Here is a 24,769-nt window from a genome sequence, read left to right as displayed (position 1 = left end):
CTGGCTTTTTTTATTGTCAGCTTCTAAAGCTAACAAATGGCTTCAATCCGAAATGTTTGTTTTAATAGTAGTTAGTTTGGAAAGGTTTTAAATGCCAATCCTCGGATAAAATATAGCTATCTGGCAGTATTGGCGCATTTTCTGGATTGCACCAGGATTTTCAACAAGAAGCGAAAAAAGGGGATTTATATTATGAAGATTAAACTGCCACAGCCATTCACCTTTGAAGGAGGAAAACGAGCTGTTTTGCTGCTTCATGGATTTACCGGCAATTCTTCCGATGTTAGAATGCTTGGCCGCTATCTGGAGAAAAGAGGCTATACATGCCACGCGCCTCAATATAAAGGGCATGGGGTGCCGCCTGAAGAGTTGGTTAAGACTGGGCCAAACGATTGGTGGAAGGACGTTTTGATGGCCTATGACTTTCTGAAAAGCAGAGGGCATGATGAAATTGCTGTTGCCGGCCTTTCATTAGGGGGCGTATTTTCACTGAAATTAGGTTACACTGTACCTATAAAGGGTATTGTCCCAATGTGTGCGCCGATGTATATAAAAAGTGAGAAAACAATGTATCAAGGAGTTTTGGAGTACGCTAGGGAATTTAAGAAGCGTGAAGGAAAAGACCCGGAGCAAATCGAAAAGGAAATGGGACAGTTCCAGCCCATGGAAACGTTGAAAGCATTACAGGAGCTCATTGCTGATGTCCGTCATCATGTTGATCATGTTTATGCCCCAGTATTTGTCGCCCAAGCGAGGAATGATAAGATGATCAATACTGACAGCGCCAACATCATATATAATGAAGTGGAGTCGGATGTGAAGGATCTAAAATGGTATGAGGAATCTGGCCATGTCATTACACTTGATAAGGAACGCGAGCAGCTTCATGAGGATGTTTATCAATTTTTAGAAAAGCTGGATTGGGTGGAATGACGCTGGCGGCTTTCTCCTTCATAATCAAATAAAATTACAATATGCCCCACAAAGGAGGGTTTTTAGCATGGATGAAAATATCCGTAACCATATGGATAAGCTCCTCTCTTATATGAAGGAGGAAGCATATAAGCCATTGACGGTCCAGGAGCTAGAGGAAGCTTTAGGTGTGGAAGACTCTATTGATTTTAAGGATTTCGTCAAAGCGCTTGTTAAAATGGAAGAAAAAGGCCTGGTTGTGCGGACAAGAGCGAATCGCTATGGCTTGCCTCAAAAAATGAACTTAATACGCGGTAAACTTACAGGACACGCTAAAGGATTTGCGTTTGTTACGCCTGAGGATGATCCAGGCGCGGATGATATTTTTATTCCGCCAACAGAAACAAAAAATGCCATGCATGGTGATACTGTGCTAGTAAGGGTTTCATCGCAAAGCTCGGGCTCAAGGCGGGAAGGAACGGTTGAAAAAATCGTTGAACGCGGTGTTACCGAAATTGTCGGTACATATGTGGAAAGCAAAAATTTTGGCTTCGTCATACCGGATGATAAAAAAATCCCGAATGACATTTTCATTCCCAAAAGTGCTTCTTCCGGTGCGGTGGAAGGGCATAAGGTAGTTGTCCGGCTTACATCCTATCCAGAGGGCCGTGTAAGTGCTGAGGGTGAGGTTATCCAAATACTCGGGCATAAAAATGACCCGGGCGTAGACATCCTTTCGATTATCCATAAGCATGGGCTTCCGATGGAATTTCCTGATGAAGTCATGGACCAGGCGAATGAAGTGCCTGATACCATTGAAGAAAGCCAAATTGGTGACAGGCGCGACCTTCGCAATGAAGTGATCGTTACAATTGATGGTGCTGATGCAAAAGATCTGGATGATGCCGTTACAGTCACAAGGCTTGAGAACGGCAATTACAAACTTGGCGTCCACATTGCCGATGTAAGCCATTACGTCACTGAAAACTCTCCAATCGACCGTGAAGCATTTGAACGTGGAACGAGTGTCTATTTGGTGGATCGGGTGATTCCGATGATCCCGCACCGCCTTTCGAATGGAATTTGTTCCTTGAATCCAAGGGTGGATCGCTTTACGCTTTCCTGTGAAATGGAGATTAACGATAAAGGCGAAGTAGTCGAACATGAAATCTTTGACAGCGTGATTAAGACGACGGAGCGGATGACATATAGCGATGTTAATAAGATTCTTAATGACAAGGATGAAGAGCTTCATCAGAGGTACGAGCCGTTGATTCCGATGTTTGAAGAGATGGAAAAGCTCGCCCAGATCCTGCGAAACAAACGGATGAACCGCGGTGCCATCGACTTTGATTTTAAAGAGGCAAAGGTTTTAGTCGATGAGGAAGGCCATCCGACAGATGTTGTTTTGCGGGAAAGGTCTGTTGCTGAGCGCTTAATTGAAGAATTCATGCTGGTTGCCAACGAAACAGTTGCCCAACATTTTCATTGGATGGATGTGCCGTTCCTCTACCGGATCCACGAAGATCCAAAAGAGGAAAAACTGCAACGATTCTTTGAATTCATTACGAATTTTGGCTATATCGTCAGAGGAAAGGCAAATTCAGTACATCCTCGTGCACTACAGGAAATCATTGAAGCAGTCGAAGGCAAACCGGAAGAAATGGTGATATCCACAGTTATGCTTCGGTCGATGCAGCAGGCAAAATATGATCCTGAAAGTCTTGGGCACTTTGGTCTCTCGACAGACTTTTACACCCATTTTACGTCCCCGATCCGCCGTTATCCGGATTTAATCGTCCATAGATTAATCAGGACTTATCTGATTGAAGGGAAGCTGGATGAAACCACCCGTGAAAAGTGGAATGCCCGGATGCAGGAAATTGCGGACCATACTTCAAAACGGGAACGTCGTGCAGTTGATGCGGAAAGAGAAACGGATGAACTGAAAAAAGCGGAATTCATGCTTGATAAAATCGGCCAGGAGTATGATGGCATCATCAGCTCTGTGACAAACTTCGGGATGTTCGTCGAATTGCCTAATACAATTGAAGGCCTTGTCCATGTGAGTGCAATGAATGATGATTACTACCGTTTCGATGAACGGCAACTCGCCATGATTGGTGAGCGAACTGCAAAGGTGTTCAGGATTGGTGATGAAATCTCCGTCCGTGTCGCCGATGTGAACAAAGATGAGCGGTCAGTGGATTTTGAAATCATCGGAATGAAGAATAACCGCAGCCGTGAGATCGGTGAAAAGCGGATATTTAAGGCGGCTCCAAGCACGAGGGTCCGAAAAAAAGGTGGCAAGGATGCTGGAAAACAAGGTGGTTCTCGAGGAAGAAATTCTTCCGGTGAAGGAAAATCAGGAAAGAAGCCTAAGAAAAAATTCTATGAAAATGCTCCTTCTGCAAAACGGAATAAGAAATCGAAAAAGAGATAGCAATACACTAACTTCCTACGTATATCTTGTTAAATAAAAGGGAGCCCGAAAAAGGCTCTCTTTCGATATTTGAAGAATACCCGGATTTTTGATACAATAAAATGTCAGGGAGGGGGAGAAGAAATGCCAAAAGGAGAGGGCAAGCAAGTCGCACAGAACAAAAAAGCTTATCATGATTATTTTATTGAAGAAACATTTGAGGCTGGCGTTGTACTGCAGGGAACAGAGATTAAATCCATCCGTGCAGGAAAGGTCAATATGAGGGATTCCTTTGCAAAGATTGAGCGGGGAGAGGTTTTTCTTCATAATATGCATGTTAGCCCTTATGAACAGGGGAATCGTTATAACCATGAGCCGCTTCGCACACGGAAACTGCTTCTGCACCGAAAGCAGATCAATAAATTAATCGGGGAAACAAAAGAAGTCGGCTATACAATCGTACCGTTGAAGGTTTATTTGAAAAATGGATTTGCCAAAGTGTTAATCGGCCTTGGAAAGGGTAAAAAACAATATGACAAGCGCGAAGATTTAAAGAAGAAGGAAGCAAAACGAGATATTGAACGGGCATTCCGCGACCGTCAGAAGATGTAGTTTTACAGAACCTTACAATTGAAATTTCGTGAGAATATGCTATAATGAATAATGTATCAATGACAATTGAATATCAGCAAGTAAAGCTGACTATTCATTCTCGTATAGCTCCATTTTAATATGGGGACGTTACGGATTCGACAGGGATAGTTCGAGCTTAGGTTGCGAGTCGAGGGGATCGGCCTCGTTAAAACGTCAAAGCCTATAACTGGCAAACAAAACAACAACCTCGCTTTCGCTGCTTAATAACAGTTGATTGCGGTTCCTCCCTCCATTGCCCATGTGGTAGGGTAAGGGACTCACTTTAAGTGGGCTACGCCGGATTCCACCGCCTGAGGATGAAGGAAGAGAACAACCAGGCTAGCTGCTCCGCCGCCCGTCGATAGGCAAACGAGCCAGTGAAATGCGAATTTATCGACTACACTCGTAGAAGCTTAAGTGCCGTTATGTCTGGACGTGGGTTCGACTCCCACCGTCTCCACTTACATAGTGGAAAAAATCAAATAACACGGCAAAAGACCAGTATGATGCTGGTCTTTTTTTATATCCGAAAAAAATGCTCCTCGAAAGCAATTTTTCTTTTAAGCATTTCTACATTGTATTTTCCATTTCTAGGGGTAACTTGCCCTTCGTCATTGTTAACAATAAGGAACATTTGTTCTGTATTATTGTATAATCGATTATGTACTTGTACAATATAAAATCAGTCAAATAATGTCTTAATTTTCGACAATATCCGCTGAGAATTATTATATCAGGTACGACCGGTGAATCCAAAAGGGACAATATCAGCCGTGAAATTTGAATTAGATGCATTTTAAGATGTCTTGCAGACAAAAAATGGAGCCCTTGAAGGCAAAGGGCCCTAGATTAATATTCCAACCTCTAATAAATCACATCCAGCCTTTACGAAAAGTAATGATTTTCCTGCCTTACATTTCTTCACACTTGAAAGCTAATCTTAAGTTTAACATCCCTTATGTTCGGCTACTGAATAACAAAAAACAAATTCTTCTCACCATTCCACTGACTGACATGGAAACGCTACTACTTAAGAACAAGTGCGTCTTCGAAAACGTCTTTTCTTTTCACCCGCTTGATGTCATCGGCAATCTCATAGGAAGCTGGCGCCATTTCCTTTAGTTGTGCGAATGACAGCTCGTCCACTAATTCAACTAACCAAAGTCGGTTTTCTCGAAGCTTAAATACGGCATATTCCGTAACGATAGTGTCCACTCTGTTTTTTGCTGTTAACGGATAGGTGCATTCCGGAAGAATTTTCGGTTCTCCTTTGGCTGAAACATGTGTCATCGCCGCTATTACTCGTTTTGCTCCAACGACTAGGTCCATCTTTTCTTTAGAAGGGAATTAAGGTACATTTACATAGCTAATTTATAAATTTTAATAAGTATTAAAAAACTTGTGGGGAAATGGGCTTATTTAGGTAGGTCCTTTTTTGCTGGAGAAAAGAGTTATAGCAGTGAAAATAATATATTTATGTTTTTATCCTCAGGCAATAGCAATACCGATAATACTGCCGTGTGTCTATACTTCAAGTCTTTACTAAGGAAATGTAAAGAACTGATATGGGTAATTGGATATAATTGTTCGTGATATGAAAACGGCTTTCATGGTAGAAATGAAAACATTCCGCTATCTGACGGTTAATTTGGGTAAAATTACCGTTCTTGTCTGGAGATAATTATCATATGGTTATTATTTCGTAATTTTTGTGATTTACATTAAAATTACCTCGTGAAATTATTGAGAGGACATAATATGTTAGTAATAGGCCGGAATTGTTCTCGGTATAGTAAAGGTAGTAAATATTTATCTTACATAATTTTAGAATACTTAATTGGTCTTGCAGAATTAATCGGGCCGAAATAACAAAGCAGGGATGATGTAATGGAAAAGAAAATAGCCATCGTTGATATTGGCTCAAATACGATTAGATTGGTGATTTATCGATATAAACAGGGAAGCGTCATTAAACAGATGGAAAATATGAAAGTTACAGCGAGGCTGCAAAACCATTTGGATGAGGAACTAACTCTAACTCCGGAGGGTATGCGAATCCTTTTAGATTCCTTAAAGGTATTTAAACAGGTAGTATCCCTGCACAAGGTCACTTCCGTAAAACTTTTTGCTACAGCTGCCATCAGGCAAGCTAAAAATCAGGAAGAAATCAAGCGATCCATAAGTGCACAAACCGGGTTTTCAATAGAGGTATTATCAGGTGAAGAAGAAGCCTATTATGGATTCCTTGGCATCATCAATTCAACATATCTACAGGATGGAATAACCATTGATATCGGTGGTGGAAGCACAGAAATAACGAAATTTGTCAATCGAAGGATCGTTAACTCCCATAGCTTTTCTTTCGGGGCGCTATCATTAAAAAAGCGTTTTATTAAAGAGAAAGTACCAACATCTGAAGAAATAAGGGAATTATCTTCTTTTCTAAAGAATAAGTTTCAAGAAGTGGAGTGGCTTTCCGATTGTCAGCTGCCGATCATTGGGATAGGAGGGAATGCAAGAAATTTAGGCGCGGTGAACCAGGCGTTGAAAAACTATCCCTTGGACTCCATCCACAATTATGAAATGTACAAAAATGATATTCTGACAGTAAAAGAAAAATTATCTTCTTTACCATTTCAAGAACTTATAGGTCTAGAGGGACTTTCAAAGGAACGCGCAGATATAATCATTCCGGCCATTGAGGTATTCTTGTCGCTCTACAGGACGGTCGATGCTCCCTTTTTTCAATTAAGCCAGAAAGGCATTAGGGACGGCGTTTTATATGATGAACTAAGTGGTTCTAGAAAAGAAACAAGTATATTGCATCCTCTTAATGAAAGCCTTAAGGGAATGGCTATTGAATATGATATAGATACAGAGAAAAGGGCGCTAACCATCAAGACAGCAGAGATGGTATTTAATTCCATTAGTCAAACAGATCAGGCGGACTTTACTAAAGACGATCTATTTCGTTTAATGCGTGCGGGTTCCCTCTATAATTTGGGAGAATTTATTGAAAGTGAATCAGTTGGGCAGCATACATTTTATATTCTGTTAAATCGAAATATTGACGGACTCTCACATCGCGGGCGCATCATTCTTGCTCTACTGGCCTCTTATCATTCCAAAGCCTCCTTTAAAAGGAATATTAGGCCGTTTAAAGATTGGTTTTCTGAAAGAGAAAGGGAAAAACTCAAGATACTTGGTTCAATTTTAAAACTTTCATTTGTTTTGAACAGAACGAAAAGAGATATCATCCAAAAAGTCCGAATTTCTGAAACGTTTTCTGGTTTAGATTTGGCGCTGTACTGCAATAACAGTTGGCTGGTCGAGCAGCAGGAAGCGGAAAAACACCTGAAGCATTTAGAGAATTCCTTAGGAAAAAATATTAATCTTCACTTTATTTTAATGAAATGAAATTCTTGGTAATGTGAAATTTATTTCAATTTCCAGTGTGAAAAGGTGTGAATCGAATGTCAAAGCCCATCGATTTAACTCAACCCGCTTATTATAATAACCGGGAACTCAGCTGGTTGGCTTTTAATAAAAGAGTATTAGAAGAATCAGAAGACACACGGAACCCCATGCTTGAAAGGCTTAAATTTTTGGCTATTTTCAGTTCAAATCTGGACGAATTTTTTATGGTTAGGGTCTCGGGCTTGAAAGACCAGGTAAAAGCTGGATTCAAAAAGCCTGATAATAAATCGGGATTAACGCCTAAGGAACAGATCATAAAAATAACACAGATGACCCAGGAAATGGTCCGTACGCAGTACGATAACTTCAAGGCGCTACTGTCTCTTTTAGAGCGGGAGGATATTACGTTTCTATCTATCAAGGATCTTTCGCTGGAAGAATTAATGGCACTGGAAATGCATTTTGATGAAGTGATTTTTCCGGTATTAACACCGATGGCAATTGACGCCTATCGACCTTTCCCGATGTTGGCCAATAAGAGCCTGAATCTAGCAGTTGTTCTTTTGGATGAGAAGGATATGAATCCTTTACATAAGAAAGTAGCCATTGTCCAAGTGCCAAGAGGTTTTGAGCGTTTTGTTGAAGTATCAGGCCACAAAAATGAAAGTCAGAGAAGGTTTGTCCTTCTGGAGGATATCATCAGCCATTTTGTACATAAGCTTTTCTGTGGATTTCAGGTTGAATCTGTGACACAATTCCGGATTACCAGGAATGCCGACTTGGAAATACACGAGGAGGGGGCAGATCTTCTTAAAGAAATTGAAGAAGAGCTTAAAACGCGAAATTGGGGCGAAGCGGTACGGCTGGAGGTTTCAAAGAAGCATATTGACAAAGACATATTTTTTTATTTGTTGAAGGAGCTTGAAATTCACGAGAGTGATTCGTATTTTATTAACGGCCCGTTGGATTTAACCTTTTTATTTAGTTTCTATCAACATATTGCACCTTTTCGGGAACAGTTGACCTATGAAAAATTAATTCCCCAGCCTCCCAAAGTGCTAATCCAGGATATCCGAGAAGACAAGATAAATATATTTGACGTTGCTGCACATAAGGACATTTTCCTGCATCATCCTTATGATTCGTTTGAGCCTGTCATCGACTTTTTGCGGTCTGCTGCCGAGGATCCGAATGTTTTGGCGATAAAGCAGACCGTTTACCGTGTCAGTGAGCATTCCCCGATCATTGAGAATTTAATAAAGGCGGCAGAGAGGGGGAAACAAGTACTAGTGCTAGTAGAACTAAGAGCCCGGTTTAATGAGGAATATAATGTTCATTGGGCAAAGGAGCTTGAAAAATCTGGCTGCCATGTTATTTATGGAAAAACATTTTTAAAGACCCATAGCAAAATTTCGCTTGTTGTCCGCAAAATCAACGGAAGCATTCAACGCTTTGTCCATCTTGCAACAGGAAATTATAATGAAGAAACGGCAAAAGTGTATACGGATTTAGGGTTGATTACGTCACATCCTGAATTCGGGGAAGATGCAACCAATTTCTTTAATTATCTTAGCGGTTTAATGGAAAAGCCGCGCTTTCGTCATTTTTCACTGTCTCCTGGCGACATTTGCGATGATTTTCTTGAACTGATTGAGGAGGAAATGAAATACCATGAGCAGTCTGGAAACGGGCGGATCATCGCAAAAATGAATTCCCTTACTTATAAGCCTGTTATCTTAAAATTATACGCGGCCTCACAAGCAGGGGTGAAGATTGATCTGATTGTCAGAGGGATATGCTGCCTTCGTCCGGGCATAGAAGGAGTAAGCGAAAATATTAAGGTCCGCAGTATTGTAGGCCGTTTTTTAGAACATAGCAGAATCTATTATTTTCATCAAAACGGACGAGAAAAAATATTGCTTTCCTCAGCGGATTTAATGACCAGAAATATGCAGAAGCGGGTGGAAATTGCTTTTCCAATATATAATCAGGATCTAAAGAGACAAATCAAACAAATACTGGACATTCAATTGTCCGATAATGTAAAAGCCCGTGAACAAGATCAATACGGTTGTTATATCTATGTCCGAAAAAAACCTGATGAGGAAGAGATGGATAGTCAAACTAGACTTATGGAACTGGCCTATGGCAGGATTAAAAAAAATAAAGAGGAATGATTTTCAGATAATTTTGCTGGAGCACAGAAAATCAATAATGCCATCGGCCAAATTCTCTTGGCAAAAGAATGGGAGCCAAAAGAATTATGCAAGTTTTTAAAATGTTAAATTGTAAGTAAATAAACTACCTCTTTTTTCGCCAGTGCCTTATCGGGTGCTGTTTTCTTTTTTATCCAGTAAAGTAGACAGTTGATTGTAACTGACATGCATAAAAGCGCGACATTGGGAAATATTACTCTTTGTTAGTACATAAACAAAAGGAGTGATATCTATGCCATTCGGCGCTCATGAAACGATGGAAGTACATGAAATATTACTGGAAAAAATTAATATGATCACCCACTTCAACTTCTATGCCACTGAAACACAGAATCAGCAGTTGATTGACATGATCATCCGCCATCAGCAGGAAGAAATTCGGTCATATAATGAAATTGTCGCGTATACTCATGATTATACAGGCGTTAATCTGGTTCCGCCAAATACAAACATTAGGGAGATTCAGCCGCAACAAATTAAATACGGCTTAAACAACCCACCTCGGATCGCACCTGAAATTGACGCTCAGCTAAAAGACTGGGAAGTGGCTACAGCCATGTTGTGCGCTCATAAAAACGCAGCAAGAAACGGAATGTGGGCAACGCTTGAATGCGCGGATCCAAACCTCCGCCGCATGCTGTTGAATAGTGCCACGAACTGTGCCAACCAAGCCTATGAAGTGTTCTTATTGATGAATGAACAGGGGATTTACCAGGTTCCTACACTGAAAGACCACACAGCTAAAGAATTTATCCATAGATATCAGCCTGCGAGCGATTCCATGCAGCAGCAATATGGAATGCAGCCTGGCCCAAGCATGGGCATTTCCGGGCAAAATCCTGGATATAATGCGCAAAATGCTGGATACCAAGGAACATCCGCGGGATATGCTGGGCAAAATGTTGGTAATCAAGGTAATGTAATGACACCCAACTTAAATCCTGCATCACCGCAAAGCCTCGTATACGGGGGAACGAATCAGAGATACGGCCGGCAATAAGTTGTCTGCGACACCACTTGGATTTATTCCAGGTGGTGTTTTCCGTTTGGGGTGGTTCCTCTGATAGGGCTGGTTCCCAAATTGGGCAGGTTTTTCAGTTTGGACAGATTAATCCGCATTTCGGACAAATTAATGGCTCTTTCGGACAAATAAATCACCAGTTCGGACAAATTAATGGCTGTTTCGGACAAATAAATCATTAATCCGGACAAATTATTTTAAAATGGAGTCGAATTCTCTCGAAATTTAACAGAAATGACTAAAATGGCACATTTCTAGGCAGGTTCTTCACACACATTTGTCGAACCAATTTACAAAAAAGGATAGGAGGTTGGTTATTTGATTGTAAAACAACGAAAGGTTTCCATTTATATCGAAAAATTACAGGCATTACTGAGGCGGATTTCCCCAACTCATCCAAAACGGAAAGAAATCGAAGAAACATTGTCTAGAAGCATTGCAGGACATAATGGAGAGAAGTCAATAGATTACTATATCAATTTCCTTCCCGAACAAAAATACTTCATTTTTCATGATCTTCGGTTGGAACAACAACAACATTATTTTCAATTAGACATATTACTTGTTTCCTCATCGTTTTTCTTGATTGTGGAAGTCAAAAACATCTCCGGGACTATAGTATTTGAACCGGAATTTCATCAGTTTTTGCGAATATCTCATAGCAAGGAAGAACGATTTCCTAATCCAATCCTTCAAGTTGGCCGACAACGAACTCAATTCATAACATGGTTGGCAAAGCATAAGCTTTACGATATCCCAGTCGAGACTCTTGTTGTTTTTAGTAATCCTAACACAGTGATAAAAAAATCTTCCGCAAATACAAGCAGAGTAATTATAATTGAAAATTTCCCGGCTAAAATACACCAATTTGAAAAAAATTATAAGAAAGAAAAACTGTCACAACAAGAACTTCGGAGAATTTGCAGGCTTCTTATTAAACATAATGATCCATACACACCTGATATTGTTAAACGATTTGAAGTTCAAGAAAATGAAATCCTTACAGGTATCCGCTGCTCCCATTGCCATTGGTTTTCCATGAAAAGAAAAAAAGCACATTGGCTTTGCCCTCTATGTAATTCTTCTTCTAAAACCGCGCATATAGAAGCCCTAATGGATTACACTCTCCTAATGGGTACTACCATTACTAATCAACAAGCCCGGAATTTCCTACAGCTTCCTTCCCTATCGGCAACGTCAAAACTTCTTTCCTCATTAAATTTACCCAAATCAGGAAACACGTGAGGCCGGGTGTACCAGCTTGGTCTGGACCACCTTAAAGAAGCTATCAAGAAAAAATAATTGGACTGCCGTTTTTAATGGAATTACCATCGATTAGCTATGTAAAACTGGGATGTACAGCAAATCTTTAGAACATGTGGGGGAAGGTTCAAGTGTTTTCTTATTTTCAATAAGAGGCTAAGGTGTAGTGAAATTACAGAATTAGCGGCAAATTATTCAGATTTGTAACAAAACTCCAGTATTAGTTGTGATCTCTAGGACTGGTTCGGAAAGATTCAGGTTTGCGGTGAAATTCTAGATATAGTCGCAAATCCATCGGTTGTTGAGAATTATCAGATTTAGTAATTGAAACTATTGAGTCTTCCCACTGCAAGCGACACAGCATGGTTGCCATTCACCCATCAATAAAAATACAAACAGCACCCAAATAAATTTTAAGGTTTAGCTTTAAAAAAATGGGGGCATGGAAGGAAGAGGTACTTTTGGATGAAATGAAGTGACTACTATCTAAAGTTACCCAATTCTTGAATTTTCCATTGAAGGAGGCAAAAGTATGGCAAACGTAAATCTCGCGGTAATTTATTACAGCTCCACCGGAACAAACTATCAATTGGCAAAATGGGCCAAAGAAGGAGCCCAGGAATCGGGTGCAGAAGTAAAATTATTAAAAGTTCCTGAGCTTGCACCGCAGTCAGCTATAGAATCCAATCCCGCATGGAAAGCACATGTGGAGGAGGCAAAGGACGTACCTGAGGTCACTACAGATGATTTAGAATGGGCAGATGCCATCATTTTCAGTGTGCCTACCCGATTTGGAAATATGCCGTCGCAAATGAAGCAATTCTTGGATACAACAGGTGGTATATGGGCAAAAGGCAAACTGGTGAATAAGGTCGTAAGTGCCATGAGTTCGGCGCAAAATCCACATGGAGGCCAGGAAGCGACCATTTTATCCCTGTATACGACAATGTATCACTGGGGTGCGATTGTTGCTGCGCCTGGTTACTCAGATGCGGTAACCTTTGGAGCCGGCGGCAATCCATATGGTACAAGTGTTACAGTTGAAGAAAACGGAATGAAGGAAGATGTTCAGGCAGCGGTGAAATATCAGGCGAAACGTACGGTAACGGTTGCAGGATGGGTAAAACAGGGAACCCAATAATTTTTGAAGGCTGATTGGATGCCAATCAGCCTTTTTTATCAATTATCATAAGAACAAAAAGCACATCATTACCACTTAGAAAATAGAACTAGTAAAATAGATGATACAGGTTAGAATGGTGGTTTTCCTTACGAAAGGTGGGTAAACTAACCATAAATAGAAGGGGGTTATCATTTTGTCATTAGTAGGTAAACGAGTAGTAGTTATTGGCGGTACTTCAGGCATTGGATTAGCAACTGCTAAAGCCTTTCTTGAAAAATCGGCTCAAGTGATTATCGCAAGCCGCTCAACTGAAAAGCTTTCTGAGGCGAAAAAGGCGTTAGGTGAAAATGTAGAAGGGTATGAACTGGATTTTCGCAGTGAGGAGAATGTTTCCGGGTTTTTCAGCAAGGTGGGCAATTTCGATCACTTAGTTGTTACCGCAGGAGAAGGAGCCATGGGAAGCTTTAGTGATTTGCCAGTTGCTCAAGTAAGAGACGCGTTTGACAGCAAATTTTGGGGCCAATACATAACGGTTCATGCTGCTCTCCCCTATTTGGATAAATCAGGATCCATTACATTGACTTCGGGTGTCTATGGTTTAAGACCTCCAAAAGGCGCCTCCACACTTGCATCCATCAACTCTGCAATTGATGGGCTGGTTCGCGGGCTAGCAGTTGACCTTTCACCTGTAAGGGTTAATGTCGTTTCGCCTGGAATTGTCGATACACCAATATACAGTGGGATGCCGGAAGACCAAAGACAGGCAATGTACAATCAGATTGGCCAGCAATTGCCTGTTGGACGGGTTGCACAGCCGGAAGACATCGCCCAAACGTACGTGTATTTGGCAGAAAATGGCTTTACTACCGGAACATCAGTCCTAATCGATGGTGGCGCTCATCTGGTATAAAAAAATATGATTCATTGGCGGCCCTTTTAAAACAAAAAGGGCCGTCTTTTTAAATTAGGAAAATAATATGTCCCGATTATGAGGCTGTAGTTTCCTCCGGCCATTGCGATAAAAATTCGTCCCTTTAGTGGAGGGCAGTGAAAGGACTCGACATATTGAATGACTTTTACTCTATTAATTCAAATTAGTAGAGTGTGCCCTATCCGATTGGGTATAATAAATTTAATTTGAATAAAGGACTGAATGAAAGCTATGGCTAATAAATCAAAGCACTTAGCCGGGATTTCTCTGGCAATTATGGGAACCGGGTTTGTTGCGACCATTCCTTTTGAAGGAAACTTAGCGGTAGATCTATTGCAAGGCGGATTCGAAGCAGGACTGGTTGGTGGATTAGCTGATTGGTTCGCTGTGACAGCATTATTCCGTCATCCAATGGGGCTGCCGATCCCTCATACGGCCCTGCTCCCGAAAAATCGGAAAAGGGTAACAAATGCACTTGTTTCTACCCTGGAAAATGACTGGCTTTCCCAGGAGAGCATCCAGGATAAAATCAAGCAGATTCATTTAACAGACAAAATCATCTCAACTCTTGAAAGAGAGCTTCATTCCGATACCGTAAAAAATGGAATGCAGCAGCTTATAGAGGAAGTGATCCGGCAGATAAAGCCGGAGAGATTTGTACCTTATATTGAAAGGGAAGTCAAAAAATCCCTTTCCTCCGTTCGTATTGGAAGCCTCTTGCAGACGGCTGCAGATCAAGCGCTCATCAGAAAATATGAGGAAAAAGCATTTGACGCTGCTTTGCAAAAAGCGGAAGAGTGGTTAATGGATAAAAACCGGAGAGACCAATTGGGGACTTTTGCTTTAAAAGCGCTCAATAGCATAGAAGGTGATGGGATTCTACAGTTTGCACTAAAGTCCCTTCAAAATCTCGTAAATGAAGAAAAGCTCGGAAAAATCCTGCAAACCTTACTGCTAAATATTATTTACAGCCTGCGTTATGAGAAAGATCCAAATCGACAGGCAATCATGATAAAACTCCGTACAATCATGAATAATTTAGGGAAAAACAAGCCTGTGGTCACGGAAATTGAAAATCTGGTGGATAGTCTGATTGCGGGTTGGGAGCCTTCCGGAAAAATTACCGACGTCCTCCAAAACGCACAACAACGCGTATTAGAATTTGTTGAAAATGGGAAGTTTATGGATGATTATTTCCTGCCGTTTATTTCACGGCTATTAGATGATTTGAAAAATGACAATGAAAAAATGGACAGGATCGAAAATTGGGTGCAGGGGCAGCTTGCTAGCCTTATTGCCGAAAACCATTCGAAAATAGGCAAGCTTGTACAGGAAAACCTGGATAAGCTGGATAATGAAACGCTTATTGAAATGGTGGAGAACAATGTTGGCAAGGACCTCCAGTGGATCCGGGTGAACGGAGCGGTATGCGGATTTATCATAGGATTAATATTAACCGGTTTTAAAGCGTTCTTTTAAGGGATAGTCAGTAGCACACAGAATAACTAAAGTAGATGGCTTTGGTACTTAAACCGAAGCCATCTTTTTTTATTTCCCGAAAAAACTGTAAGAAAATATTACACAAATAATTTCCATTCTTCAGTTTTATGGAATAATGGACGCATATTTAAGGACCGTATGCCATGAAAATTTGGGGGTAGGAAGGATGCGAAAACAAAAACTGGTGCTAATAGGGAATGGCATGGCTGGAGTTCGATGTATTGATGAAATTATAAAGTGCGATCCTGCACGTTTTGATATTGTGATATTTGGAAATGAGCCTCATATGAATTATAACCGAATTTTATTATCGGCTGTTTTGCAAGGGGATGCGTCCTATGAAGGCATTACCCTGAATGACCAGAACTGGTATGAGGAGCGAAAGATCCGTCTTTTTACCGGAGAAAAAGTAGTACACATTGATTCGGTAAACCAACGGATCTTTACGGATAAATACAGAGAAATGCAGTACGACAAATTACTTGTAGCGGAAGTATTACAGCACACGCTTGGTTCAGAATTTGAAGCGGGTTCCCAGAAAGAAGCGATATGTGGATGTACAACATTATCCAGAGATCAAATTGTAGAAGAAATTCGTTCCAAAGGTTTAACACACACTAAAGAAGTCATGAATGTGCTGGGTTGGGAGAAAGAGGAAGGGTGTTCGAAATGTCGTCCGGCTCTTAACTACTATTTAGGAATGGTAAATCCTCTTGAATATAAAGATGAAAAAGAATCCCGATATGTCAATGAACGCATGCATGCGAATATTCAAAAAGACGGCACATACTCCGTAGTACCCCGAATGTATGGCGGTGTAACAAATGCCGGGGATTTACGCCGGATCGCAGACGTTGTTGATAAATATCAAATTCCATTAGTCAAAGTGACTGGCGGCCAACGTATTGACTTATTAGGTGTTAAAAAAGAAGATGTTCCAAAGGTATGGGAAGAGTTGGATATGCCGTCCGGTTTTGCTTATGGGAAATCCCTTCGTACGGTAAAAACATGTGTTGGTGAACAGTTCTGTCGCTTTGGGACGCAGGATTCTATCTCGCTTGGCATTGCGTTAGAAAAAAATTTGAAGGGCTTAATACCCCTCATAAAGTGAAAATGGCTGTCTCTGCTTGTCCTCGCAACTGTGCCGAATCCGGAATTAAGGATCTCGGAGTTGTTGGAATCGATGGAGGATGGGAAATTTATGTCGGAGGGAACGGTGGAACTCATTTGCGCGCAGCAGACCTTCTCTACAAAGTGAAAACAGAAGAAGAGCTTATGGAAATTACGGGTGCGTACCTGCAGTATTATCGTGAGACAGCCAACTATTTAGAGCGGACCTCCGCGTGGGTGGAGCGTTTAAGTTTAGATCACATCCGCTCCATACTGGATGATCAGGAAAAACGAGATGAATTGAATGAACGCATGGATAAAGCTTTATCTACTTATAAAGACCCTTGGAAGCAAATTCTTGAAGACGAAAAAACAGCAAATACCTTGTTTAAGAGTTTAGTAACATCGTAAGGCAAAAGGGCGACAATTCTAGGAGGGAAAATTCATGGTGAATAAAAGCATAATGAAAGTACTGGTCGGTCCTGCTGGAGAATTGGCTGAACGAATTGGCAAAACCGTATATGTAGGAGATAAGGAAGTCGCCGTATTTAAATTATTGAACGGGAGTATACGTGCGGTTGAAAATCGCTGCCCCCACAAAGGGGGAGTTCTGGCTGAAGGGATGGTCAGTGGTGATTTTGTCTTTTGTCCAATGCATGACTGTAAAATCTGCTTGCAGGATGGCCAGGTTCAAGAACCGGATACGGGATGTGTCAAAACGTTTAAGACATTAGTGGAAGACGGAAAAGTATATGTTCTCATGGAGGAGTAGCCATCGTAACAGCAATCTAAGGGAGTGATATCTAATGAAATTATCTGAATTGAAAAAGAGCGGCCATGCTCCTTCTTTACTCGCCTCGTTTTTATACTTTGACGTAAGCTTTATGATTTGGGTAATCCTGGGTGCCCTAGGGGCTTTCATTACGAAAGACTTCGGTCTCTCACCAGCGGAAAAAGGACTGATAGTAGCGTTGCCGATTTTAGGGGGCTCCATTTTCCGTATCATCCTTGGAGTGTTGACTGATCGGATCGGCCCTCGGAAAACAGCCATTGGCGGAATGATTATTACGATGGTTCCCCTCTTATGGGGATGGTTGTTCGGCCATAGCTTAGGGGAGTTATTTTGTATCGCTGTTTTATTGGGTGTAGCAGGTGGCAGCTTTGCGGCAGCTATTCCAATGGCAGCCGTTGGTATCCGCCACATTTGCAAGGCCTTGCTATGGGCATAGCAGGAGCAGGGAATAGCGGTACTCTATTTGCTACGTTATTTGGTCCTCGTCTTGCCACAGAATTCGGTTGGCATAACGTGTTGGGAATGGCACTTATTCCACTTGCCCTGGTATTCATCGCCTATATTTTCATGGCAAAAGATGCTCCATCACAGCCTGAGCCTATGCCGGTGAAAGCTTATTTCCGCATTTTTAAATCCACGGATACATGGTATTTCTGTGTACTATATAGTGTCACCTTCGGAGGATTTGTAGGATTATCAAGTTTCCTCAGCATCTTTTTTGTCGACCAATATCATTTATCAAGAGTGAGCGCAGGCGATTTCGTTACGCTGGTTGTAGCAGCGGGCAGCTTTTTCCGTCCTGTTGGCGGATACCTTGCAGACCGGCTGGGTGGCACGAATGTACTGAGTGTGTTGTTTATCGTTGTTTCCGCAACCATGTTTGGCGTCAGTTATCTGCCTTCCTTCTATATGGTGATGATTTTATTGTTTGTTGGAATGGCCTGCCTTGGAATGGGGAACGGGCCGTTTTCCAGGTCATTCCTCAGCGATTCCAAAAGGAAATGGGGATGATTACTGGAATGGTCGGAGCTGCTGGGGGAATAGGCGGATTTTTTGTACCGAACCTTCTTGGATCATTGAAACAGTTGACAGGCACTTATGCCGCTGGATTTATCTGCTATGCAATAATCGGAATCATTGGTTTTTCTGTATTGCTAATAGCAAGACAGAACTGGAAGAAGTCTCTCGCTATAAACAATATGCCAGTGAAAGTATAAGATAATGTAAGCGAATATTGCTTTAAAAGGCCAGTCGAAGATATTTCGGCTGGCCTTCCATGTCTCCGGTTATGTAGAAGGATTTACATCAAGAGCTGTTTATAAATTGGTACGTTTACTTATATTCACATTATTATGTGAGAAAATCTAACACGAGTTGTGTGAAAATTTCCAATTTAAAGTATAATAAAGTCAAAGAAAACTGTTGGCTATTCTTTGTGGGGTGAGTGAAGTGGCGTATCAGGAAGCATCTTATAAAGACAAGAAAGTGATTTCAATCGGAGTGGTCAGTGAATTAACCGGTTTGACAGAAAGACAGATCCGCTATTATGAAGAAAGGAATCTGATTTTCCCTGAAAGAACACCGCGGGGCAGCCGCAAGTATTCTTTTTCTGACGTGGAAACATTAATGGACATTGCCAACAAAATAGAGGATGGTGTCCAAACTTTTGAAATCAGGCAAGAAATGATCAGGAAGAGTGGCAAAGAAGATCAACGTGAGATACGCAAAAGGATGTTAAGGGGACAGATAAATGCCCAATTTGGCATTCAAGACAAGTAAATCAAACTAGAAAATGGAGATTAACAACTGCCAAGCTATTCTGGCTGTTATCAATCTCCCGATTTTTAATAGATTCATCTATTTGCATTTTTAAAGATAAAAGAAAAGATGGTTAGCAACGTAATAGTCACTAGACAAACCACTGAACCTATTAAATTTGATTTATTAAAAATAAATGCGATAAAGATGATTAATAGGGCTATGATGGCAAAGACTGTTGTATACGGATACCATCTAACCTGGAAACCAGGTTTCTTTGTGTATTGGGAACGTAGCTTCAACTGTGCCAAACAAATTGAGACCCATAATAAAATAATCGTAAAGCCAGGTATGGACATCATATGGCCGATAATTTGTTCCGGAGTTAAATAGGCCATAAACACACCGGCTAAAATGCATAAGGCAGTGATCATAATCCCATTCAAGGGAATTCCTTTTTGAGATGTTTTCAACAATACTTTCGGTGCCTCGCCGCTTTGGGCCATGGAATATAATGTTCGTGATGTAGCGAAAACCCCCGAATTGGCAGCTGATAATACAGCTGTTAAAAGTACAAAATTCATAATATGCGCAGCACCTGGTAATCCTGATATGCTGAATACTTGAACGAATGGGCTGTCTTCACCTGTAACCTCATTCCAAGGCATTATTCCGCAGATGATAAGGATAGGCAAGATGTAAAAAAAGATAACCCTGTATACAGCCCCTTTAATGACCCTTGGCAAAACTTGTTGGGCATTCTTCGTCTCTGTAACAGCAACCCCAATCAGTTCAGCCCCGCCATATGAGAACATGACGACTAAAAATGCGCTAAAAATCCCTTCCATTCCATTTGGAACAAATCCGCCATGTGCCGTATAGTTCGAAATGGCATCTGGGGTAGAACCCGGGAAAAAACCGAACAGGATAAGAGAACCTAACACAATAAAAGCGATGATAGCCACTATTTTGATTCCAGCGAACCAGAACTCGAGTTCTCCATAATATTTAACGTGGAATAAGTTAATTCCAATTATTACTACTGAACAAAGTAAGCTTAATAACCATAATGGTACAGATGGATACCAAAATTGCAAAAAGCTGCCTGCTGCCAATAATTCCACGATGATTACGATAATCCAATTAAACCAATATAGCCAGCCAACGATAAATGATATCCGGAAACCGAATGCCTTATTTATTAAGTTTTGAATATTAGAATTTGGGAACGCCGAAGCCATTTCTCCTAAAGCTGCCATAACAATGAAAAGCAGTAATCCCCCAAATAAATACGCAAATACAACACTCGGCCCTGCTGTTTGTAAAGTAGCGGCACTGCCTTTAAAAATGCCCGTTCCAATCATGCCAGCCAAGGCGATAAACAGCACATGTCTTGGCAATAAACCTTTTTGTAAATCTTGATGATGTTTTTCCATGATGACTTAGCCATCCTTTCTTAAAATAAAAAATCCCTACTGAATCTGTAGGAACTGATGAACTTTTTTTCTTTTTTGATTCAACGCTTTTAAGCACTAAAGTATTCTTATATTAATATATCATATTTGTCCTGTGTGTCAATCCGCATTTCAGCTAAAAAACGAATGAAATGGAAAAAAGCTGTCGAGGAATTCGACAGCATGTATAGGTTTATCTTCCGAATAAATCGTTCACCATATTATTAAAGTCATTGAAAAGATCATTACCGTTTCGGCCACCGCCATTTTGTCCATCACGAATGTCATTGGCGTAAGTAGTCATTCTGTCAAAAAAATCGGGATTTGTGGACACGTACACTCGATGGACCTTTTTATCCGCCGCCCTCACCTGATCGGCTACTTGTTGCTCAAAATCGGTTGATACCGCACTGTAGGTCCTCGATCCGTTACCATTTCCATCGTTTTGTGCGCCGTTATTGTTGTTACGGTTGCCTCCATTGGCATTCCCGCCGTTGTTATTATTTGCTTTTGTTCCGGTAGTACCGTTATTAAGCGCCCGTCCTTTGCCATCATCTGTTGCGCCAGCGTTTGCAAATCCTCGTCCGCCATTGTTATCCGTTACATTTCCGTCTTCTTCATCATCCGCTGTGTTCGTCCCATTTCCTAGCCCATAGCCTGTCCCGATTCCTGCATCGGTACCGTTATCAGTGTTTCGCCCATCGCCATTTTGGCCGTTTCCATTGTTGCCATTGTTATTCCGATCATCATTTAGCCTAACAGCCACATATGCGTTATTATTGGCTAAAATCACATGTGCCTCGTCCACCTGGTTCATGCGCTCAATATTCCTTTCAGCGCGGTCGGCAACTCTCATGGTTCGATTGTTATTGTTTCCATTGCCTTCATTGTTATTTCCCACCCGGGCAGTTTGGACTTGTCCGTCTCCGCCGTTATTATCAGCTGCGTTATTATCATTATTGTCATTGCATCCAGTCAGCCCGGAGAGAAGTAACGCAGAGCTTAAAATAATGATCCCTTTTTTCATGCTGTTCACTCCTTTGTTTATCGTTGCTTTGTTAGCTTTCCTTTTTTTTCGTCGATTTATGAAAGGAAACATCAGCAAGGATTGAAAAGCGGGAAAAATAACTTATCATTAGATAACTTTTTTATTAGTAATGGTTTTGAAATTACTACTCAGGATTTCGTTATTCATCAGTTTGCTTTTTGCTATGTAGGTGCTGGGACTCGTTTTGGTGGGTTTCCCCCGAATCGATTGCTCATAATATAGGGTTGTGAGAAAGGGGGGGAGAGCCAGAGGGGTTAAAATTTATCGATGCTGCTGTGTGCGTAACTATGCGATGTAGGCTTTTCCGTCGTTACATTCATATGATTCCGCCAAAGCCGACCTATAATATCCTGTGAATCAAGGGAACAAAAATGAAATAAACTAAAAGCATTAGCGATTCTTTCTTCCGATTGCTATTACCTATTGACCACAACACATGTAATTAGTGGTGAATTTAGGAGTTTTTCCCCTGTTATATAGAAAAAAGTGATGGTCAATCCGGTTAGAATATTTAAGGAACCTCGTTTTGTTTACGTATATAAAAATCCCCTCGTATAACTTATACGAGGGGTGTACCCTAAACTAAAAACTGAGTCACGTTACTGCTAATTTTTTCACTTCAATGAACAAAATATGATGGCCGTCTAAATCTTTGATTTTGAACAAATATCCTTCAGCCTCTAATTCGTCTCCTTGTTTAACGTCAAAGCTTTGGGTCAGGAACCAGCCACCGAGCGTGTCGACATCTTCTTCAGAAAGATGGATGCCAAGCATATCATTAACTTCGCTTATCAGAACCCTTGAATTGAATATATAATGATCCTGCTTAATCTTTCTAATTTCGGATATTTCGTCCGCATCGAATTCATCGCGGATTTCCCCGACAATTTCCTCAAGGATATCCTCTACCGTAACAAGGCCTGAGGTTCCACCATATTCATCAAAAAGAATGGCCATATGTGTCCGTTCCTTTTGCATTTTCACAAGCAGGTCGTGGATTGGTATATTTTCAATCACACGGATAATTGGTTTAATGAATGGCTTTAACGAGGCTCCCTCTATTAACGTTTCCCGGGAGATTTTCGCCGTCAAAATTTCCTTAATATTAATCATGCCTACGATATTGTCTTTATCGCCATCTACGACAGGATATCTTGTGTATTTTTCGTCGCGGATGGTGGCGATGATTTCATCAAGGGTATCCTCTATGGAAAAGCTGACAATTTCCGTACGGGGAACCATGATTTCTTTGGCAATCCGTTCATCAAACTCAAATATATTGTTTACATATTTTAATTCATTTTGATTGATTTCCCCGCTTTTGTAACTCTCGGAAAGGAGGAAACGCAGTTCTTCTTCTGAGTGGGCCAGTTCATGCTCTGAAGCTGGCTTCAAGCCGAAAAGACCAGTGATAAAACGGGCAGACCCATTAAGGGCCCAAATAATTGGAAACATGATCTTATAAAACAAAATAATGGGCTTAGAGAACGCAAGTGTAACAGCTTCAGCTTTCTGGATTGCAACTGTTTTAGGGGCTAACTCACCAACTACTACGTGTAAGAACGTTACAATAGAGAATGCGATAACAAACGCGATAATATGAGAAGTTGATTCTCCGACATTATATTTTAGAAAAACCGGTTCAAGCATATGAGCGATGGTAGGTTCCCCTAGCCACCCGATTCCTAATGCCGTTACAGTGATTCCCAGTTGGCACGCCGATAAGTATTCATCCAGATGGGATGTTACCCTTTTGGCAGCTATAGCGCCTGCTCTGCCTTCTTCAATAAGCTGTTCAATCCTTGAGCTTCTTACCCTGATAATGGCGAATTCCGTTGCCACGAAGAATGCAGTCATGGCAATTAAAACCACCAGCAAGATCAAGTTTAATATGTCCAAAAAAGTTGCCTTACAAAAGTAAGGCGTTCACCTCCAAGTGATGCAAAATATTATTCTTCTTCTTGTTGTCCTTGAAAAAAGATCATGACAAATTTAATTAATTCAAACAGTGACATTAATGCTGCTGCTACGTAAGTAAGCGCGGCGGCGTTCAATACTTTCTTTACTCCAACTTCCTCTTCATTATAGAGGATGCCCTCAGCTAGCATCAACTTTCTGGCCCTGCTGCTTGCGTTGAACTCTACCGGCAATGTGATGAGCTGGAATGCAACCGCTGCAGAAAATATGATTATTCCCAGGCCAATCAGGGATAGCTGGTTTAAAAGCATTCCCCCCAAGAATAAGAAGGGGGCAGCACCGGAAGCAATGCTTGCAACCGGGAAAATTCGATGACGCAGAACTAATGCCCCGTAAGATTGCTTATGTTGGATCGCATGGCCCACTTCATGAGCGGCTACAGAAATCGAAGCGATGGAATTACCATAATATACGGCTTCTGATAAGCGGACCACTTTATTAATTGGGTCGTAATGGTCGGATAGTGTTCCGGCGACTACTTCGATAGGAATGGAGTGAAGTCCATTCTCGTCAAGAAGCCTGCGCGCGGTTTCAGCACCTGATAATCCCGTTCTCGTTGGCACTTGTGCCCATTTATTAAAATTACCTTTTACCCTAAATTGTGCCCAAATCGAAATGCCTAATGCCAGAAAGATAAGAAAATCCATAGGATGGAAAATCATCTTATTTTGTTGCCTCCTAGAGTAGTAATAATAATAGAGATTGGATAAGAGACAAGCTTTCATGGGAGAGATGCTTCTTTATCATCTCGGGATTGTGTAAGCCCTTTTCTTTTAATAAAGATACAATTGCTGAAACGTCAAGCTCTAGTTCCCTTATTTTTTCCTTTAGCTCCTGTACGTCTACATTCTCAATCTCTTGTTCTTTTAACTTCAATTTGATTTCCTGTAATGACATATGATTCTTTTTCATTTCTTCAATGTAGTGTAGGCGGGAAACTGAATCCATGTCATAATAACGGTAATTGGAACTGGAACGTTCTGCTTTTAATAAACCCATACGGGTATAATGATCAATTGTCCGTTTTGTGACATTGGCCATATCAGCCAATTCGCCAATCCTTAATCTCGCAGCCCCATTGGTAACTCCTCCTCTTGAAAAACCATCACGTGATGGTTTAACTATATCATAACTTATAAACTATACTTCTATCAAATAATAAAATAGAAGGGGTCAGTCCCCCGTTGCTTT

General features: G+C 41.0%; 18 protein-coding genes, 1 other RNA gene and 2 pseudogenes. 15 read left to right on the top strand and 6 right to left on the bottom strand.

Annotated elements, in window-relative coordinates; genetic code table 11:
- Positions 1 to 192 precede the first annotated feature (192 nt).
- From CUU64_RS20260 to ssrA, 4 genes are all read left to right on the top strand, one after another.
- A complete protein-coding gene (locus CUU64_RS20260) occupies positions 193 to 933 on the top strand; it encodes an alpha/beta hydrolase (protein ID WP_101635489.1) in 741 nt (246 codons plus the stop codon).
- A 67-nt stretch (positions 934 to 1,000) separates the two neighbouring features.
- Entirely contained in the window at positions 1,001 to 3,355 is a 2,355-nt protein-coding gene (gene rnr, locus CUU64_RS20255; protein ID WP_101635488.1) for a ribonuclease R, read from the top strand.
- Positions 3,356 to 3,478: 123 nt separating this feature from the next.
- On the top strand, positions 3,479 to 3,946 hold the full coding sequence (gene smpB, locus CUU64_RS20250; RefSeq protein ID WP_101635487.1) for an SsrA-binding protein SmpB: 468 nt from the start codon (positions 3,479 to 3,481) through the stop codon (positions 3,944 to 3,946).
- Positions 3,947 to 4,068: 122 nt separating this feature from the next.
- Positions 4,069 to 4,430: a transfer-messenger RNA gene (gene ssrA / locus CUU64_RS20245) on the top strand.
- A gap of 563 nt (positions 4,431 to 4,993) precedes the next feature.
- Here ssrA and CUU64_RS20240 read toward each other — a convergent pair.
- A complete protein-coding gene (locus tag CUU64_RS20240) occupies positions 4,994 to 5,296 on the bottom strand; it encodes a sugar phosphate isomerase family (RefSeq protein ID WP_180954694.1) in 303 nt (100 codons plus the stop codon).
- Positions 5,297 to 5,854: 558 nt separating this feature from the next.
- On the opposite strand from CUU64_RS20240, the gene CUU64_RS20235 reads away from it, so the two are divergent.
- The 11 genes and pseudogenes from CUU64_RS20235 to CUU64_RS20185 all read left to right on the top strand — a co-directional run bounded on the left by CUU64_RS20235 (position 5,855) and on the right by CUU64_RS20185 (position 19,120).
- The gene (locus CUU64_RS20235; RefSeq protein ID WP_101635486.1) at positions 5,855 to 7,384 is read left to right on the top strand and encodes a Ppx/GppA family phosphatase; all 1,530 of its coding nucleotides are present in this window, start codon (positions 5,855 to 5,857) and stop codon (positions 7,382 to 7,384) included.
- 56 nt (positions 7,385 to 7,440) lie between these two features.
- Positions 7,441 to 9,561 (top strand): RNA degradosome polyphosphate kinase, encoded by a 2,121-nt coding sequence (locus CUU64_RS20230; protein ID WP_101635485.1) that lies wholly within the window; start codon positions 7,441 to 7,443, stop codon positions 9,559 to 9,561.
- A 271-nt stretch (positions 9,562 to 9,832) separates the two neighbouring features.
- Positions 9,833 to 10,600 (top strand): spore coat protein, encoded by a 768-nt coding sequence (locus tag CUU64_RS20225; RefSeq protein WP_101635484.1) that lies wholly within the window; start codon positions 9,833 to 9,835, stop codon positions 10,598 to 10,600.
- 339 nt (positions 10,601 to 10,939) lie between these two features.
- Positions 10,940 to 11,866: a nuclease-related domain-containing protein gene (locus tag CUU64_RS20220; RefSeq protein ID WP_101635483.1), complete on the top strand. Its 927-nt coding sequence runs from the start codon at positions 10,940 to 10,942 to the stop codon at positions 11,864 to 11,866.
- A gap of 550 nt (positions 11,867 to 12,416) precedes the next feature.
- A complete protein-coding gene (gene wrbA, locus CUU64_RS20215; RefSeq protein WP_101635482.1) occupies positions 12,417 to 13,025 on the top strand; it encodes an NAD(P)H:quinone oxidoreductase in 609 nt (202 codons plus the stop codon).
- Positions 13,026 to 13,200: 175 nt separating this feature from the next.
- Positions 13,201 to 13,917 carry an SDR family oxidoreductase gene (locus CUU64_RS20210; RefSeq protein ID WP_101635481.1) on the top strand — a complete coding sequence of 239 codons (717 nt, stop codon included), beginning with the start codon at positions 13,201 to 13,203 and terminating at the stop codon, positions 13,915 to 13,917.
- 243 nt (positions 13,918 to 14,160) lie between these two features.
- Positions 14,161 to 15,417: a DUF445 domain-containing protein gene (locus tag CUU64_RS20205; RefSeq protein ID WP_101635480.1), complete on the top strand. Its 1,257-nt coding sequence runs from the start codon at positions 14,161 to 14,163 to the stop codon at positions 15,415 to 15,417.
- 136 nt (positions 15,418 to 15,553) lie between these two features.
- A pseudogene (locus CUU64_RS20200) lies at positions 15,554 to 16,959 on the top strand ((2Fe-2S)-binding protein).
- Positions 16,960 to 16,993: 34 nt separating this feature from the next.
- A complete protein-coding gene (gene nirD, locus CUU64_RS20195) occupies positions 16,994 to 17,320 on the top strand; it encodes a nitrite reductase small subunit NirD (protein WP_101635479.1) in 327 nt (108 codons plus the stop codon).
- A 34-nt stretch (positions 17,321 to 17,354) separates the two neighbouring features.
- Positions 17,355 to 18,558: pseudogene (locus CUU64_RS20190) on the top strand (nitrate/nitrite transporter).
- Between the two features lie 232 nt (positions 18,559 to 18,790).
- A complete protein-coding gene (locus CUU64_RS20185; protein ID WP_101635478.1) occupies positions 18,791 to 19,120 on the top strand; it encodes a MerR family transcriptional regulator in 330 nt (109 codons plus the stop codon).
- Positions 19,121 to 19,194: 74 nt separating this feature from the next.
- On the opposite strand, the gene CUU64_RS20180 is transcribed toward CUU64_RS20185, so the two are convergent.
- The 5 genes from CUU64_RS20180 to CUU64_RS20160 form a co-directional block, all read right to left on the bottom strand.
- Positions 19,195 to 20,535, bottom strand: coding sequence for an amino acid permease (locus CUU64_RS20180; RefSeq protein ID WP_101635477.1), 1,341 nt, complete (start codon positions 20,533 to 20,535; stop codon positions 19,195 to 19,197).
- A gap of 211 nt (positions 20,536 to 20,746) precedes the next feature.
- Positions 20,747 to 21,580, bottom strand: a complete 834-nt coding sequence (locus CUU64_RS20175) for a YhcN/YlaJ family sporulation lipoprotein (RefSeq protein ID WP_180954693.1) — start codon at positions 21,578 to 21,580, stop codon at positions 20,747 to 20,749.
- A 615-nt stretch (positions 21,581 to 22,195) separates the two neighbouring features.
- Entirely contained in the window at positions 22,196 to 23,500 is a 1,305-nt protein-coding gene (locus CUU64_RS20170) for a hemolysin family protein (protein ID WP_101635475.1), read from the bottom strand.
- 50 nt (positions 23,501 to 23,550) lie between these two features.
- Complete coding sequence (locus CUU64_RS20165; protein WP_101635474.1) at positions 23,551 to 24,240, bottom strand: zinc metallopeptidase; 690 nt, start codon at positions 24,238 to 24,240, stop codon at positions 23,551 to 23,553.
- Between the two features lie 16 nt (positions 24,241 to 24,256).
- Positions 24,257 to 24,628: a MerR family transcriptional regulator gene (locus tag CUU64_RS20160; RefSeq protein WP_101635473.1), complete on the bottom strand. Its 372-nt coding sequence runs from the start codon at positions 24,626 to 24,628 to the stop codon at positions 24,257 to 24,259.
- Positions 24,629 to 24,769: the final 141 nt, after the last annotated feature.

Origin of the sequence: Bacillus sp. V5-8f (assembly GCF_002863565.1) — a bacterium.
GTDB lineage: Bacteria > Bacillota > Bacilli > Bacillales > DSM-1321 > Peribacillus.
The sequence above is the reverse complement of the archived record's forward strand: the minus strand, read 5'-3'. Positions and strand labels throughout refer to the sequence as shown.

Bases quoted from the DNA above. Each gene is read 5' to 3' on its own strand.
- smpB (WP_101635487.1), top strand. From the start codon at position 3,479: ATGCCAAAAGGAGAGGGCAAGCAAGTCGCACAGAACAAAAAAGCTTAT.
- CUU64_RS20230 (WP_101635485.1), top strand. From the start codon at position 7,441: ATGTCAAAGCCCATCGATTTAACTCAACCCGCTTATTATAATAACCGG.
- CUU64_RS20180 (WP_101635477.1), bottom strand. From the start codon at position 20,535: ATGGAAAAACATCATCAAGATTTACAAAAAGGTTTATTGCCAAGACAT.
- CUU64_RS20205 (WP_101635480.1), top strand. From the start codon at position 14,161: ATGAAAGCTATGGCTAATAAATCAAAGCACTTAGCCGGGATTTCTCTG.
- wrbA (WP_101635482.1), top strand. From the start codon at position 12,417: ATGGCAAACGTAAATCTCGCGGTAATTTATTACAGCTCCACCGGAACA.
- CUU64_RS20165 (WP_101635474.1), bottom strand. From the start codon at position 24,240: ATGATTTTCCATCCTATGGATTTTCTTATCTTTCTGGCATTAGGCATT.
- CUU64_RS20235 (WP_101635486.1), top strand. From the start codon at position 5,855: ATGGAAAAGAAAATAGCCATCGTTGATATTGGCTCAAATACGATTAGA.
- CUU64_RS20240 (WP_180954694.1), bottom strand. From the start codon at position 5,296: ATGGACCTAGTCGTTGGAGCAAAACGAGTAATAGCGGCGATGACACAT.
- CUU64_RS20175 (WP_180954693.1), bottom strand. From the start codon at position 21,580: ATGAAAAAAGGGATCATTATTTTAAGCTCTGCGTTACTTCTCTCCGGG.
- rnr (WP_101635488.1), top strand. From the start codon at position 1,001: ATGGATGAAAATATCCGTAACCATATGGATAAGCTCCTCTCTTATATG.
- CUU64_RS20225 (WP_101635484.1), top strand. From the start codon at position 9,833: ATGCCATTCGGCGCTCATGAAACGATGGAAGTACATGAAATATTACTG.
- nirD (WP_101635479.1), top strand. From the start codon at position 16,994: ATGGTGAATAAAAGCATAATGAAAGTACTGGTCGGTCCTGCTGGAGAA.
- CUU64_RS20260 (WP_101635489.1), top strand. From the start codon at position 193: ATGAAGATTAAACTGCCACAGCCATTCACCTTTGAAGGAGGAAAACGA.